Source organism: Neisseria animaloris (genome assembly GCF_900637855.1).
Classification (GTDB): domain Bacteria; phylum Pseudomonadota; class Gammaproteobacteria; order Burkholderiales; family Neisseriaceae; genus Neisseria; species Neisseria animaloris.
Map to the genome: position 1 here is coordinate 228,879 of NZ_LR134440.1, position 14,546 is coordinate 243,424.

The following is a 14,546-nucleotide window of genomic DNA, read 5'->3' on the forward strand; positions in this document are numbered from 1 at the left end:
AAAAGGCCGTCTGAAAATATTTCAGACGGCCTTTTTTAATGATTCATTTTCTGCCATTCTTTTTTTGCCTCGTCCTCCTGTTTGTCGAGCCATTCGGCGATGGCTGAGATGCTGACAAACATACTGGTTTTTTGGCTGGGTTCGCTGTTTATCACCGGCCACGGCAGGGTTTGGGTTTTGGCGCGGCGGCGTGCGGTGTGTTCGTTTATGTGCGGCATCCAGTCGGCGATGGCTTTTTCCAGCGGAATATGCGTGCTGCCGTATATGAGTAGTAGGCGTTGATGGGTGGGCAGGGTTGTCATTGTTGTTCCTTCCGTTTACCCTAAAAAAATATGCACCATAACTTCTTTGGATGGGATAAAAATAACCCCAACCATAGCAATAAGCCAAATAATAATAACAATTGGTTTGGGATGGAATGCGCTGCCTTTGTCGATACATGATCCGAGCGCAAATAGGCATGTCAGAAACCAAAATACCACGTTGCACAAGATATCAATGTTTTGTATCACTTCTATAATCCAGTATTTCATTTTCTACTCCTTTTCAGGCGGCCATGGAAGCGGTTGCCAGTGGGTTATAACACCATCATCAATCCAACTATCGGAATCAGTATAAACAAACGCTTCCGCATCGCCGTCTAAATATCCCGACCGCATGTTGTTTCGGAAGTCTCGCAGCAAGACAGTATCATCAGGATTTGGGGTTGATTCTTCTATGCTAATCCATCCGCCTTGTTTAGCCGCTTGCTCTTTGGCGGCCATCCAGCCGACCCGCGCATCAAACTGTTCCACTTCCCATTTGAAATCGGAATCTTTGGCTATTTGCCCGTTAAACCACTCTTCAAATGCCTGCTTTTCTTTTTCCAGTTGTTCAGGTATCATTTGTTTTTCTCGATTTCCATGGCGTTATCAATCGCATCCCTAAAATCAAACTCGCGGGATAGTCGCTTGTTCCCATTGTAGTATTCAGGTATTGCATTCACGATTGACCACGCACCATCACCATCAAGTAATACCAGCTTTTCATTTTCAACGAGATACATTAGGCGTTCTGTATCGGGGTGTGGTACAAGCTCCAATTCATCCACTTCAACATTCCAAGCTACGGCATCCTTTTGGTCTATTGCTACAATATAGCCTTCATCTTCCCCTAAATCGGAAACTAAAAACAGCTCCCCTGTTTCTTTATGGCGAACCATATCGCCAAACTTAAATTTACTCATTTCTTACTCCGTTTCTTACGTTGGTTTTTAGGCCGTCTGAATTTTTGCGGGCGCGGTTTGTGTTTATTGCTTTTTTCGGGGGTTCCGCCTGTGCCAATTGTGGGCGGTATCTCTTGGGGTGTGTTCGGGTCTTTTCGCCACCACATCATTGTGGCGGCGATAAACGCAAGTGCTTTATGTGAAATTTTCATCGGTTTTATTCCTATTTTGTTGCGCTATGCGCTTGTTGTGCCTATATGCAATATCGTTTATTACCGGTTCGCTGTTTTTAAACGCCTGCATGTAGTGCGAGTAGTTGGCTATGCCGAGCATGGCTTTAAACTTTTCGCAGCTTTGGGTTAGGTGGGTTAATTCGGGGCCGGTGGCTATAAAGTGGCCGCGTTGTTTTTTGCGTTCGCTGATGCTGTCTATTATTTCGGTGGTTTTGTTGAGGGCATCATCACAGGCCGTCTGAATTTCGAGCCTTGCCAGCATGTCGGTTTCGGGGTTGTCGCTGTATTTGTCTAGTCCGCGCAATACGCCTAGCAGGTGGATATACAGATAATGGTTTTCGATCAGGTGCCAAAACTGTCGTTCCGTGCATGTGCCGGTGCGGATGGCTTCAACGGTGTCGGTATAGGGTGCGGTGATGCTTTCGATTTCTTCGCTGCTTACAGGCTGTTTGCTGGTGGCGGCTTTAACCAGTATGTGTATCGGTATGCCGGTGTTGCTGTATGCGCGGTGTTTGCGGGGGTTGTAGCGTTTGCGGCGTTTCATTTATACGCCTCCGCGTCGCCATTGAAAAACTGATAATCCATCTCTTCATACTGTTTTTCCGCTTCAATCACATCGGCAATGGCCCGGCTTTCGGCGGCGGAAATAATCTGTTGGTGCTGCATCTCTTCGGTGATTTCCGCCTTTGGTGCCGGCACGTGCTGGGCGGTGCATTGGGCAAGGCTGATGCATGCTGTGGCTGCAATCAATGTGCCGAAATATAGTGCGGTTACAGTTTTTGTGATGCTGTTCATGCGTATTTTCTTTCTTTGTAGTGTTTGGGTTGTTCTGCTTTCAGGATTTCGCGCAGTTTGTGTTTATACGCCTCGATAGATTCCGTCTGGTTTTGCTTAAATGTTTCTTCGTTGATGTGGATCACTTTGCGGCGGGTTTTCCCTGATTTGTCTACTTTTTTTTCTATCGTTTGTAACGATATGGTTACGGTCTTTTTACGGTGGTTGTACGTTTCCACTAATGTTTTCATTGCATTTGTTCCTGTTGTTGGGGTATTTCAGACGGTCTGTATATGTGCCGTCTGAAATACGGTGCCGGTTTATTCTTCCCGGCCGTGCCGCGCATACGAGGATTCATGAAAGGATATATGCCGCACGTTGTCGGGGTTATTACCGCCACTGGCCGACTGGGCGGGGCTACTGCCGGTCGTTTAAGGTTTGCCGTAGTAGATGTCTATATCTGCAAAGGCATCTTGCAGGTTTTTGGCGATGTCGCCGGCGGCCTGTTCCATTACGGCTTCGATTTGCTGTAATTCGTACCAAAGCACTAATGCGCCGTTGTTTTTGTCGATGCGGAATTTCAGTAATGCTTCGACAAAGTAGGAATCGCCGCCCTGAAACGGTGTGAATGCGATGGCGAAACGTTCAAATGCTTTCAGGTTGGTTTCCGTTTTGCCTGCATCTTCGCTTTGGAAAGTGAAGTTAATGCGGCCGTCTTGTTCGCGGTAGCCTTGCTTGAATGTGGTCTTTTCGGTGTATTCCAGATTCAAGGCGAAATCCAACACTTCCGCCGCGGTAGGGTAAACGGCGTTTTCGTTATCGGGGTTTTTCGATACGATGTTGCGGGCGCAGTTGGTCAGGAATGACGCAAACTGTGCCTGATTCATTTTTTCGCCTGTGTTGCCCAGCCATTTTTTTGCGTCGGGCGTGGGGCGCGGCCAATAAAAGGCACGGTGATCTCCCCAATCGGCATCTTGTGCGGTGTTGCCGTCGATGATGGCGGTAACTTGGATGTCGCCGTTTGTGAAGTCGGCATCAATAAAAATCTGCGTGCCTTCTTGTTGGTGCTTTTGCACATACTTGATCAGGCTGGCGGTATCGTGCAGTTTCACCCGTTCTGCTTTGCGCAAAGGTTTGTCGAGTAATTGCCCTTCAAAGCTGAAATCCCATGAATCTTTTCCGTTGGGGTAGAAGATAACGGGCATGCCGTTTTGTGCGTATGTGATTACCGGTTGTTTGGCTGCGCTTAATGCGGTTTCGATGATGTTTTGCTGTTGTTTTTCCATTTCGGATTTTCCTGTTTAAAGGTTGGTGGATTGAGCGGGGATATTCCCCGCCCGGGTTATTTGTTGTTGGCGGCTAATTTCAGCGGGGTTTTTTCGCTGTTTCCCGTGCCCTTCAGATTGAGCGTTCCTTGGGCAGGGTCGTCGGCTTGGATGTTGCCGTCGGGTGTGGCAAATACGATGCCGCCTTCGCGTTTTTCTTTCGGCAGTTTGCTGGTTACGTCGTGGCTGATTTTTACCGTGCCGTGTTGGATGTTTTGCGGCTGGATTTTCAGCTTCACGGTGATGTCGGCCTGTTTGCCGTGGGCTAATACGGCGCGTACCGCTTCGGCCATAGCTTCGCCGAGTTCGCGGTCAAGCCAGCCGCTGTTTACGGTGGGGATTTGTTTGCTTGCTAGGGAAAATTTTTTTTCTTGCTTTTCCATTATGGTTTCCTTATTTAGGGTTGTCGGGGTTGCTGCTTTTAATCTTGTAATGCGGTGGCAATGGTGATGATTGCCGTTAGTGCGATTTGCGCTATAAATAATGCCGTTACCATTTTTTTCTCCTTGTTATTTGAAAAGATTGAATCCGGCGTTAAAGGCTATCCATGCCATGCGGGTGGGTTTGCTGCTGTATTCGCCGTTGCTTAGGCGGATGGTGCATAACCCGTTCGCTTGCGCCCATGATTTAAATGTGTCTCGTAGGTTTTCGTTTATGCCTTGCATTTTGTTTTCCCTTTGTGTTTTGTGTTTCGATGGATGAATTATGCAATAGTGAATTAAATAATTCAAGTCATTTTTTAGTCTAACTTGAATTATTTATGCAAATATTTGAATTTAATGTAAATTATTTGCATAATAAAATGCAAAAAAAATCCCCGCAATATGCGGGGTGTTTTTTTATTTTATTAAGTTATTGATTTACATGTTTGTTTATTGTTGAGCTTAGCGGATTGTAGTTTTTATTCATCCTAGTTTCTATACTATCGGGACTTAAAATGCGCCGTTTGACTTCGGTTATTACTGCGCAAATATAGGAGCCTTCGGGCATTTCCATCGGGTTCTCTCCGACGATATTAATACCGGTACGCCTTAACCGGTAGCCCCCGAATGGATCTATCTCAAGTTTGGCTATGATCCCTATTTTCTTTCCGGGATTAAGATTCACTACAACTATATCCTCGTGTCGGGGTTTGATTTGTGGTTCAGCTATTAATATATCGTTTTTGTTGAACGATTCTTCTACTTCTTCTATTGCACGCATTGAGTTGTCAAACATGCGAATGGCAAAGGCGTTTTGTGAATGCTTGGTGCTTGTAGCTATTTTTTCGCAGTTTACTGTTTTTAGTATTTCTGGTTTTTCTACGAATTCAAGTGCTTGTTCTATCTCTAGTAACGGCATAACTGAAGTTTTGGTAGTAATTCGGCGCGGTGATTCACACATTCCAGCGGTGCTCGTTTTATTTGTTTGTGGATGTCCGTTGTCTGTATCTTCTATGGATGTATTAACCAATTGATAAACAGTAACACCAAAATAATTCGCAATGCTGTTTAGATTATCTATTTGTGGATTTTTGGTTTTGCCTTTTTCAATCCTGTTTAGCGTAGGTTGGGAAACGGGGATTAATTCTGATAGTTGTGTGGCGTTTGTATTGTGCTTGCGGAATAGATATTTAAGGTTTTGACTAAGATGATTCATTCGTTATTCTCGGATAATTAAAATACTTAAGACTTGATTATGTTTTAAAAATTCATTTATGAATAATTAAATCTGATAAACGGTTAAAAAATTAGCTTGATAAAATGAATAAATGAATTATAATATGCATAAACGACTAATAAGGCTGAATTATGAATATTCAAAATCTGGTTAGAGATGTTGTACACAAACACAGGCTCACTCAAGATCAATTAGGAAAGTTGGTTGGTAAGTCCCAGTCATGGGCGTGTCGTGCAATCAATGGTCAAGTTAAGCGTATAGATGTTGATGTGTTTAACAAACTGAATACAGCGCTTAATCAAGACGTATTGCCGTCTTAAGTTTCCCGCCATTCCCTGATACACAACACGCCGCATCGGGGTTTTTACCACCTGCCTTGTCCTTATAGGGGGGGCAGGCTTTTTTATGCCTAAATTTAGTAAGGCCGTCTGAAAATGAAGAAATTGGATTTTAAATCAGTTGCTGATGCTGCTCTTAATGCCGCCGATAATTTGTTGGCGGAGTGGTTGCCCGGCGGCAAATATAAAGGCCATGAGTTTTTTGCATTAAATCCAACCCGTGCCGACCGGCATTTAGGGTCGTTTGCCGTTAATACGCATTCCGGTGCGTGGGCGGACTACGCCACCGGTGATGCGGGCGGCGATTTAATCAGCTTGTATGCCTATCTGTTTACCAACGGTAATCAGGGCGACGCATTTCGGGCGGTGGCTGATCGGCTGAATATTGGTAATTTTCAGCCTGTGCAGCGGGTGGAATGGGACGGTACGCCGAAAACAGGTAATGCGAAATCCAAGCGTGAGAGCTGGCGGCCTGTGGTGCCGTTTGATGAAGAGCGTTTGCTTCATTTAAGCGGTTCGCGGGCATATTCTTTTGCGCGCAACGGGCGTGAAGAAGGTTTGCGGGCGGTGTACCGCGATGCTGAAGGCCGCCCCTTGTGTGTGGTGCAACGGTTTATCGAGCCGGGCGGCAAGTCGGATTACCCTTTCTCGTGGTGCAATAACGCGGAAGGTGTGCAGCAATGGTGTAACCGGCGCGTTAACGACCCGCAGCCGTTGTTCGGTTTGGATGCACTGGCGGCGCATCCTGATTTGCCGGTGCTGGTGGTTGAAGGCGAAAAATGTAAGATTGTGGTCGATGACAGCGGGTTGTTGGGCGGCTGGGTAGTGGTGTCGTGGCTGGGCGGTTGTAACGGCTGGAAAAAGGCGGATTGGCAGCCGCTGGCGGGTAGGAATGTGGTGCTGTGGCCTGATTGCGACAGCCAGCGTGAGAAATTGACCAAAGCAGAAGCGGCCGCGGGCATCGACCCTCACAGCAAGCCGTTTTTAGCCAAGGCGGCGCAGCCCGGCTTTAAGGCTATGGCGGGTATCGCCGAAAAGCTGGCCGGTTTGGGCTGCTCCGTGCGTATGGTTCAGATTCCTGAGCCGGGCGTATGGCCGTGCGGCTACGATATTGCAGATGCCTTTGCGGATGGCGGCAAACTGATAGACCCCGTGGCGGCTTTGGCCGATTCTGCCCTTATCCCGTGGTCGTCTGAAAATGCGGAATCTTTCCCGCACCTTTCTGATGATGAGCGCGTGCGCGAAACGACGCACGCGGCAAATGAAGGGGGCGCGGGGGTGGATTATGCCGAAAACAACGGCTGGCGGGATGATGAGTTGGCGGAATCTGATGATGAAATGCACGGTTTTATGGCTGATTTGTTGGAAAATTACAGCCAAATCGGGTTGAAAATGAAAGCGGTTAACCTGATAACGGGCGAAACTTTTACACGCTCGCAAATGGAGAAAATATTTACCAAGTTTGCGGTTAATGCTTGGTTTAATTCGCCGAGCCGTAAAACGATGGCTGAATTTCAGGCGGAGATCACCATTAAGCAACGCCGTTTGGAAGCGTTGGCGGAATATGACAATTTCGGCGGTATGATTGACCGCTACATCTATCTTGACGGTACAACCGATGCGTTTGATGTTGCTTTGGGTAAGATTGTTTCGCTGGCTGCGGTTAAGGCGGCGTTTCCGGAGCAATGTGAGAATTGGCAAAAATCGGCGGCGCGTAAGGTGTGCCCGATGAGCAATTATGTTTTTGAGCCTGCCTTGCCGCCCGGTATCAGTTATACCGGGGATGGCGAAAAGGTTAAATTTATCAATATGTTTAAAGGTTTGCCGGTTAAATCTGATGAACCTGATATGCTGTTTCCGTCTGAAACGCCGCTGGAGAAAATCAAGGCGGCTTATCCTAAGTGCAAGCATATTATCGGCCTGATTGAGCATCTTTGCGGCGGCAACGGCAGGATGTCAGGCGATGTGACGGAATGGGTTTTAAATTGGTTGGCCTGCCGTTTCAGATGGCCGCAACGCAAACCGGCTACGGCTTTGGTGTTTATTTCCGAGACGCAAGGGGTGGGTAAATCGACGCTGGGCAACAAAGTTTTGAAAGAGTTGTTTGGTGATTATTTTGTGAAACTCAACCAAAATGCGCTGGAAAGCCAGTTTAATGCACCGTTTCAAAACAGGTTGGTAACGGTGTTCGAGGAAATCAGCCCGTCTGACGAACGCAAAAACGTTATCGGCAAGTTTAAGGATATGATTACCTCTGAAACCATTATGATTGAGCGTAAGGGCAAAGACCCGCTGGAATATTCGGACTACAATTCGTTTTTGGTTTTTTCAAATGACGAAAAAGCGATACCTATCGAAGCAAACGACCGCCGCTTTATGGTGATGGAAATCCGGGAAAAGTTTTCTGATGCGCAATATGAGGCATTACAGGCGGAAATAGATGCGGGCGGTATTCAGGCGTTTGCCGATTTTCTGTTTGCCTTGCCGTTGCAATACACGGCAGGTTATCAGCGGCAGGATGATGGCGGCGATATCCGCATGGTGCCTGTGCGGGCAACGTTTACGCCGCATACCAAGCCATTGCCAACTCCGATTAAAAACCGCATGATCGGGCTTAATAAATCGGGATGGGAAGCATTTTTCGATGATTGGTATCAAGGCGAACTTGGTTTGCCGTTTATAACCTGTGCTGCCGCGGATTTGTGGGCAGTTTATAAGGCGTGGTGTGCGGACACCAAAACTTTCAGCATGACGCAAAAGAATTTCTATGCCAGCATAGCCAAACGTTTGCAGGATATACGCACCCGTGTTAAGGTTGACGGCCTTGAAAAACGGCTGCGGATTTTTATCGTGCCGCATTCGTGGATGAGCAAGCGCGATCAGGATAGATACCCGGAGCCGAATACGGGGAATACCTTTCGAGGAGAATATGGCCTTGTCAATAAATCTGACTATTATGGCAAGCAAGTATCATCATTCAACGCTGCCGCTAGTGTGGATTTGCCGCACCTTAAAAATATATAGTCCATTTGTCCATCTTTATTTGCCATTCGGACGCTTTTGTCCATGCCTTCGGACGGGCTGAAAGCCTTTAAATTCGGCATTTGTCCCATTTGTCCACCTTTTTTGAAGTTCTATACGCGCGTGATAAAAATCATGCGCGTATTTTTTTACTAGTGATTTTTTGATATTTATTTTTTGTATCACACATGCGGAATATATAAATTACTATGGACAAATGGGACAAATGCCGAATTTAAAGGCTTTCAGCCCGTCCGAAAGTATGGTCAAGTGTGGACAAATGGGGAGAAAATATGGACAAGTGCAACATATTTGTTTTGGATGTTGCGATTTGATAAAATCAAGCCTTAATAAACAAAGCCCTGCGATAAATTCAGACGGGGCTAATGGCAAAATCCGTGCGGCGTGGAAAAGCACGGGAAATGACAATAGACGGACTTTTAGAATATTGGGCGCGGTGGGCTACGGCGCGTGATGATGGGGGGCTGGGTTATGGTTCCAGTCGGTTGAATGTTTTGATGGGTGGCGGCGTGGCCTGTGGCAGTGGCAACAACCTGCCCTATGGTATTGATGGTGATGCTGTTGCAATGACGGTAAATAACTATATCGCAAGACAGCGGCCTGTAATGGCGGCAATAATCAAGCAAGAGTATTTGCACGGCGGCAGTCAGACGATTAAGGCGCAAAGAGTATCTCAACAGTGTGGCGTGATGGTTTCGGCGCAAAATTACCGTGTAACCTTGCATCGAGCCGTAAAAAAAATGCAATCACACCCTGAAATTGCCATGTTGTTGAAAAAATTATCTTGACACGGTTGTAACATTTGAAGTTTAATTGTGCTAAAGCTGTTTTTCGTGCGTCTGCGAAAAGCGGCTTTTTTATTGTCATTATCCTTGTGTGCCGTCTGAATCCTTTTCAGACGGCCTTTTCTTTGGGTTTTTTTATGGCGGTTGATGTAAGGGTGGATTTAAGCCGGGTGTATAACCGGCTTGATGATATTCACAAACGACAGCTTCCGTTTGCGGCCAAAAATGCGCTGAATAAAACCGCCGAAGCTGTGATTGCGGGTGAGCAGTCTGAAATGCAGGCGGTGTTTTTTAATCCGACGCGCTGGACTATGAATAGTTTATTTGTGCGGCAATACGCGCAAAAAGAAAATTTAACGGCTGTGGTCGATTTTAAAGACGCCGGCGGCAATCGCAGTGCGGGTAAATATCTTGCTGCGCAAATTCACGGTGGTAGCCGGCGAACAAAAGCGGTTGAATCTTTTTTTGTGGCAAAAGGCTTGATGCCGGCGGGGCATCGTATTGTGCCGGCGGCAGGTGCACGGCTGGATAGACACGGCAATATAACTTTGACCGCGTTTCGGTCGATGGTGCGCGGTGTTTCAGACGGTACGCATTTCGTGCTGCATGCGCGGCGGGGTAAACTTCCGGCGGGGTTGTATAAACGAAAGCGGAGCGGTGTAACGCCTTTACTGGTTTATGTATCGGCGGCGGCATACGATAAATTGTTTAGATATTTTGAAACGGCGCAAAGGGTAGTTGATCAAGACTGGCAGAGGATCTTTGATGCGGAACTTGCTCATGCTTTGGCAACTGCGCGTTAAGGTACTTCCGGTACTTCCTGTATCGCGGGTGATTCGCGCCGCGTTTTTTGTGAAGCGACAGGGTGTGTTAGCTTCCTTACTTGGTTTCTGTTGTTTTAATCATGATTGATTTTGGGCGGATTTGATTCCGCCTGTTTTTTTAAGTGTATTTCAGACAGGCATTAAGCAACCCTGCATTTTGCTATCGTTGTTGCGTCGCCTAAAGAAGCGGATGCCTGTCTGAAGTGCATTTTAGGACTTGGATATGCTGGTAAATAAAAGACAGTTGTCCGAGATTTTAGGCGTTTCCGAAAGATCGTTGACGGAGTGGCAGAAAGAGGGCTTGCCCGTTGCCAGTTACGCCGACAATCGCGGGCAGGCAAACGAATATGACAGCGGCGACGTTATCCGCTGGATGATTCAGCGCGAATTGGAGCGCCTGAACAAAGAAAAGCCGCGCGATCGGCTCGACAGGCTCAAAGCAGACGCTATCGAGCTTGATATTAAAGAGCGCACGGGGGAATTGGCCCCCGCTGCATTGTTTGAACGGGTTTGGAGTGATCACATACTGGCCGCCCGTACTGAATTTTTAACCATGCCCGATACGCTGGCGACGGAATTAAGTGCGATTTCAGGAATTGAAATCGATCCCGATGCCATTTCTTTGCATATCAACCGCGCACTGGAAAAACTATCCAATTACGGAGCCGAAGATGACGACGACAGCGCAAGCGACGATGCAGGAGAGGATGGCTGAAACCGTTGCCCGCGTGATGCGGCAAGCGTGCCAAAAATGGCGGCCACCACGCAAAGTGAAAACGCGGGATTGGGCGACTCGATACCGTTATTTGTCGAGTATCGAATCGGCGAGGCCGGGTAAATACGTTTTGGGCGTAACGCCGTATCTTGAATGGGAAAACAGCCCGCTTGATGCGCTGGACGACCCTAATGTGCAAGTGGTGTGTTGCCAGAAATCGGCTCAGGTGGCGTGGACTTCCGGGGTGTTGGGTAATTTTTTAGGTAAAACCATCGCTACCGACCCCAGCCCGATATTGGTTCTATTTCCGAAAGAGGGTGCGGCCAAAGAATACATGGATGAAAAATTCACCCCTATGGTTGAGGCTACACCGGTATTGCGTGAAAAAATTGACACCCGCTCCCGTGTGCAAGGCCAGCGGCAGTTGTTTAAACAATTCGGCGGGGGTTTTTTGAAGGTGGTGGGTAGTAACAGTCCTACCAGCGTGAAATCATCGCCCGTCCCGATTGTGTGCGTGGAAGAGCCGGACGACTGTAACTTAAACCTGCGCGGGCAGGGCGACAGTATCAAGCTGGCGAAAGAGCGCACCAAAACCTACCGCCGCCCCAAAATCGTATTGGGCGGCACGCCGACTATTGCGGGTGTTTCCACCATTGCCGCCGAAATGGAGCTTTCAGACAAGCGGGTCGGCATGGTTCCGTGCCATGAATGCGGCGAAGCGCACGCCTTGAGCTTTGATTATTTGAGCTGCGACGAAGACCCGAACGGCAACCATCCCGTATTCGGCAAAAAATTGCCAGAAACGGCGCATTACACCTGCCCGCATTGCGGCGCGGTGTGGAACGATATGCAGAAAAACCGCAATGTGAAGCGCGGTTGGTGGCAAGCCACCGCCCCGTTTCACGGTACGGCGGGTTTTTACCTGAACGAGCTTTACAGCCCGTTTCCCGGCAGTGTGTTTTCGGAGTTAATGAAAAAATGGCTGACCGCCCAGCATGAAATGGATAACGGCGATATCGCCCCTATGATTGCCTTTGTCAATTCCTCTATCGGCATTCCGTTTGAAATGACCAACGAGGGTATAAAAGAAGACGAATTGGCGGAGCGCGGCGAAGACTACGAAGAGAACACCGTGCCACGCGGCGGCCTGTTGTTGACGATGGGTGTGGACGTGCAGCATGACCGCTTGGCAATCATTATCCGAGCATGGGGCCGAGGCGAAGAAAGCTGGTTGGTTTGGTGGGGTGAAGTACACGGCAACACGGTTGACCCGAAATCCGACGTGTGGCGCAAACTGGCCGAGATGATTTTTCAGACGGCCTACCGCCATGAAAGCGGAGCCGGTATGAAAATCGCCGCCGTGTCGATAGACAGTTCGGACGGTAACACTTCCGACGCGGTTTACGGATTCGTTCGTGCCTGCCGTGGTTACAAACACGTTAACGTGATGGCGGTTAAGGGTAGCGTTAACCCTGATAAGGAGGTTTTCAGCAAGGCGCGCGCGATTGACCTTAAGCATAAAAACACCAAAGCCGACAAATTCGGCGTGCAGGTGTACAGCGTCGGTGTTTCGCGAGCAAAAGACCTGTTAATCGACGAATACGCCCGCATCAACCTTGAGGGCAGCGGCGCGGGTCGGATGCATTTTTATAAAGAGGTGCGCCCCGACTATTGCGGCCAGCTTTTAAGCGAAATCAAAGTGCCGAGCCGCATGAACAAGCATAAAAAGGTGTGGCAAAAGAAAGTGGGCGTGCGCAATGAAGCGTTGGATTGCGAAGTGTATGCACTTCATGCCGCGCGTTCGTTGGGCACGCATACCATGTCTGCCGCAAGGTGGGCATTGTATGAAAACGCCTTGCTGCAATCGGAACTATTTGCCGAGCCGAAAGCCGCCGAAGGCGACAGGCCGTCTGAAACGGCTGCACCACAAACCGGAAACGGTTATGGGGCAGTGGGCAGGCGGCGCAAGGGTGGAAATTTTGCCACCAATTTTTAAACAACAGGCGGTCTGAAACTTTGGACTGGGGGGTTCCCCGATTGCTGTTTCAGACGGCCTCACTTTATAGAGGTTAAGCGTTAACCGTACACCGCCTGAAAAACGCTTTTCTGCTTTTTATTTTTTATCTGATTAGGGGCGTTACGGCGTTGCCCCGCCCGTTAATGTAGCGCAGGGATATACCGACCCTGCCGCCTTGATAAATCGGTACAACCAAACAGGCCGTCTGAACAGCAGATTTCAGACGGCCTGTTGCATTTAACCATGCCATGAAACAACAGATTTTAGATTACATCCGCGCCGACCCCGGTTGCACGGTAAGCGGTGTCAACGGCGCGGTGCGTGATGACAAGAGTTTTTGCGACTGGATATACACCCGCCAAGAAATTGCCGCGCTGGTTTCAGACGGCTTGGTGGAAGAGCGGGAATACCGCGGCATCAAAATATTTTATCCGAAAGATACGCCATGAAAGACAACATCAATCCCAATCATTACCGCGCGCAGCCGGTCGAGTGTATCGAGTTTACCCAATGGCTTAATTTCTGCCTCGGCAATGCGTTTAAATACATTTGGCGATACAACCAAAAAAACGGCCTTGAGGATTTGAAAAAGGCCGAATGGTATTTGCAGCGGCAAATCAGCGAAGAGCCGATTTATTCAGAATTGGACGACGATTTGTGGGTTAAAGGTGCGGAGCAGTTGCACGAATGTGATTTCAACGCACATCAGGCATCTGCCCTGTTGAATATTTGGGCGTGTGCTTTTAATGATACAGGCAGAGAATTGCCCGCGGCTCTGCGCTGTGTCCGCGAATTGATACACGGGTATCCCGATGATGCCGGAGGAAATGAAAAATGAGCAAACGTTGGATTGTAACCGCCCGCGATATTTTTGTCGGCGGAGATATTATCCGCGCCTTTACCAAAGTGCAGGTGGAAGAAGCGCAGGCGGCCTATCTGGTTGATAAGGGTTTTGCCGTGTATGACGACTTACAAGGCGGAACCATCAGCACAAGGGCTATGAAAGCGCTGTATGACATCACTCGGTTGTCGGGGTTTGCCGGCAGTTTTGAAGAATTTTCCCAAGCCATGGAAGGTTTGGGGGGCGGCGGACAAGAATCCGGCCATGTTCAAGAAGGCTATTACAGTCGCGAAGACTTGGAACGGTTTAACGGCAACCGCCCGTTAGGTAACAGCCAATTCGTTACCGTGTCATGGCCGTCGGCGTTTAAAACGCGGCCGTTTGCGCAAATTACTGCCGATATAGCCTCTAATTCGGTGCGGCAGTTATATATCCAGAATATAACCGAAACCGGATTCGATTTGGCGGTTAGCTATGGCGGCGACCTGAAGGGCGTTTGGTATCGCGCTTATGTGAAATGAGAGGCCGTCTGAAATGAATCAGCAATATACCGTCGAGCTTGAAGAAGCCCGCGAAATCGTGAAAACGCTGAAACAGGCTTACAAAGATCATATCGGCAGCCGCGGCCTGACCAAGCGTTACAAAATCAAAGACCGCGAAATGGAATTTGCCGATGCAGCCGATGTGCTGAAGCAGTTGCGCTTTTGGCAAAACGAAGTGCAAAGGCTGGAAACGGCGGCGGGTGAGCGACCCAGCCGGCCGCGGCGCATCATTTCGCGTTTTTAGGGA

23 protein-coding genes are annotated in these 14,546 nt (G+C 48.4%); 10 read left to right on the forward strand and 13 right to left on the reverse strand.

All coding sequences use genetic code 11. The annotated features are described in order from the left end of the window. Positions 1-35: 35 nt before the first annotated feature. The 12 genes from EL216_RS01065 to EL216_RS01115 all read right to left on the reverse strand — a co-directional run bounded on the left by EL216_RS01065 (position 36) and on the right by EL216_RS01115 (position 5,174). A complete protein-coding gene (locus EL216_RS01065) occupies positions 36-302 on the reverse strand; it encodes a pyocin activator PrtN family protein (protein WP_085391250.1) in 267 nt (88 codons plus the stop codon). 15 nt (positions 303-317) lie between these two features. Continuing rightward, on the reverse strand, positions 318-533 hold the full coding sequence (locus tag EL216_RS01070; RefSeq protein WP_085391251.1) for a hypothetical protein: 216 nt from the start codon (positions 531-533) through the stop codon (positions 318-320). A gap of 3 nt (positions 534-536) precedes the next feature. Then, positions 537-884 carry a DUF551 domain-containing protein gene (locus EL216_RS01075; protein WP_085391252.1) on the reverse strand — a complete coding sequence of 116 codons (348 nt, stop codon included), beginning with the start codon at positions 882-884 and terminating at the stop codon, positions 537-539. Beyond that, a complete protein-coding gene (locus EL216_RS01080) occupies positions 881-1,225 on the reverse strand; it encodes a hypothetical protein (protein ID WP_085391253.1) in 345 nt (114 codons plus the stop codon). The genes EL216_RS01075 and EL216_RS01080 overlap by 4 nt, the downstream gene beginning before the upstream one ends. Then, entirely contained in the window at positions 1,222-1,416 is a 195-nt protein-coding gene (locus tag EL216_RS01085; RefSeq protein WP_085391254.1) for a hypothetical protein, read from the reverse strand. The genes EL216_RS01080 and EL216_RS01085 overlap by 4 nt, the downstream gene beginning before the upstream one ends. After that, entirely contained in the window at positions 1,400-1,981 is a 582-nt protein-coding gene (locus EL216_RS01090) for a hypothetical protein (RefSeq protein ID WP_085391255.1), read from the reverse strand. The genes EL216_RS01085 and EL216_RS01090 overlap by 17 nt, the downstream gene beginning before the upstream one ends. Beyond that, positions 1,978-2,232, reverse strand: a complete 255-nt coding sequence (locus EL216_RS01095; protein ID WP_085391256.1) for a hypothetical protein — start codon at positions 2,230-2,232, stop codon at positions 1,978-1,980. Before EL216_RS01095 ends, EL216_RS01090 begins: the two co-directional genes overlap by 4 nt. Beyond that, complete coding sequence (locus EL216_RS01100; protein WP_085391257.1) at positions 2,229-2,462, reverse strand: hypothetical protein; 234 nt, start codon at positions 2,460-2,462, stop codon at positions 2,229-2,231. The genes EL216_RS01095 and EL216_RS01100 overlap by 4 nt, the downstream gene beginning before the upstream one ends. 180 nt (positions 2,463-2,642) lie before the next feature. Beyond that, complete coding sequence (locus EL216_RS01105) at positions 2,643-3,497, reverse strand: DUF2303 family protein (protein WP_085391258.1); 855 nt, start codon at positions 3,495-3,497, stop codon at positions 2,643-2,645. Positions 3,498-3,553: 56 nt separating this feature from the next. Further along, a complete protein-coding gene (locus EL216_RS01110) occupies positions 3,554-3,919 on the reverse strand; it encodes a hypothetical protein (RefSeq protein WP_085391259.1) in 366 nt (121 codons plus the stop codon). A 126-nt stretch (positions 3,920-4,045) separates the two neighbouring features. Beyond that, positions 4,046-4,201, reverse strand: a complete 156-nt coding sequence (locus tag EL216_RS11025) for a hypothetical protein (protein ID WP_158087747.1) — start codon at positions 4,199-4,201, stop codon at positions 4,046-4,048. 187 nt (positions 4,202-4,388) lie between these two features. Then, entirely contained in the window at positions 4,389-5,174 is a 786-nt protein-coding gene (locus tag EL216_RS01115; RefSeq protein WP_085391260.1) for a LexA family transcriptional regulator, read from the reverse strand. Between the two features lie 152 nt (positions 5,175-5,326). Between EL216_RS01115 and EL216_RS01120 the strand changes: the two genes are divergently transcribed. From EL216_RS01120 to EL216_RS01145, 6 genes are all read left to right on the forward strand, one after another. Next, a complete protein-coding gene (locus tag EL216_RS01120; RefSeq protein WP_085391261.1) occupies positions 5,327-5,515 on the forward strand; it encodes a helix-turn-helix domain-containing protein in 189 nt (62 codons plus the stop codon). A gap of 114 nt (positions 5,516-5,629) precedes the next feature. Beyond that, positions 5,630-8,557 (forward strand): DUF5906 domain-containing protein, encoded by a 2,928-nt coding sequence (locus tag EL216_RS01125; RefSeq protein WP_085391262.1) that lies wholly within the window; start codon positions 5,630-5,632, stop codon positions 8,555-8,557. A 383-nt stretch (positions 8,558-8,940) separates the two neighbouring features. Further along, entirely contained in the window at positions 8,941-9,363 is a 423-nt protein-coding gene (locus tag EL216_RS01130; protein ID WP_126300820.1) for a hypothetical protein, read from the forward strand. A 134-nt stretch (positions 9,364-9,497) separates the two neighbouring features. Further along, positions 9,498-10,163, forward strand: coding sequence for a hypothetical protein (locus EL216_RS01135; RefSeq protein ID WP_085391274.1), 666 nt, complete (start codon positions 9,498-9,500; stop codon positions 10,161-10,163). A gap of 244 nt (positions 10,164-10,407) precedes the next feature. Then, complete coding sequence (locus EL216_RS01140; protein WP_085391264.1) at positions 10,408-10,899, forward strand: terminase small subunit; 492 nt, start codon at positions 10,408-10,410, stop codon at positions 10,897-10,899. After that, entirely contained in the window at positions 10,856-12,895 is a 2,040-nt protein-coding gene (locus EL216_RS01145; protein WP_126300821.1) for a phage terminase large subunit family protein, read from the forward strand. Before EL216_RS01140 ends, EL216_RS01145 begins: the two co-directional genes overlap by 44 nt. A gap of 124 nt (positions 12,896-13,019) precedes the next feature. Here EL216_RS01145 and EL216_RS11030 read toward each other — a convergent pair whose 3' ends face one another. Beyond that, a complete protein-coding gene (locus EL216_RS11030; RefSeq protein WP_158087748.1) occupies positions 13,020-13,166 on the reverse strand; it encodes a hypothetical protein in 147 nt (48 codons plus the stop codon). On the opposite strand from EL216_RS11030, the gene EL216_RS01150 reads away from it, so the two are divergent. From EL216_RS01150 to EL216_RS01165, 4 genes are read left to right on the forward strand one after another with little or no spacing between them, the layout of a single operon-like run. Next, positions 13,165-13,365 (forward strand): hypothetical protein, encoded by a 201-nt coding sequence (locus EL216_RS01150; RefSeq protein WP_085391266.1) that lies wholly within the window; start codon positions 13,165-13,167, stop codon positions 13,363-13,365. The two genes, EL216_RS11030 and EL216_RS01150, sit on opposite strands and share 2 nt — an antisense overlap. Continuing rightward, positions 13,362-13,754, forward strand: a complete 393-nt coding sequence (locus tag EL216_RS01155; protein ID WP_085391267.1) for a DUF3310 domain-containing protein — start codon at positions 13,362-13,364, stop codon at positions 13,752-13,754. Before EL216_RS01150 ends, EL216_RS01155 begins: the two co-directional genes overlap by 4 nt. Further along, positions 13,751-14,278: a hypothetical protein gene (locus EL216_RS01160; protein ID WP_085391268.1), complete on the forward strand. Its 528-nt coding sequence runs from the start codon at positions 13,751-13,753 to the stop codon at positions 14,276-14,278. Before EL216_RS01155 ends, EL216_RS01160 begins: the two co-directional genes overlap by 4 nt. 13 nt (positions 14,279-14,291) lie before the next feature. Continuing rightward, the gene (locus tag EL216_RS01165) at positions 14,292-14,543 is read left to right on the forward strand and encodes a hypothetical protein (RefSeq protein ID WP_085391269.1); all 252 of its coding nucleotides are present in this window, start codon (positions 14,292-14,294) and stop codon (positions 14,541-14,543) included. The last annotated feature ends 3 nt before the right edge of the window (positions 14,544-14,546 follow it).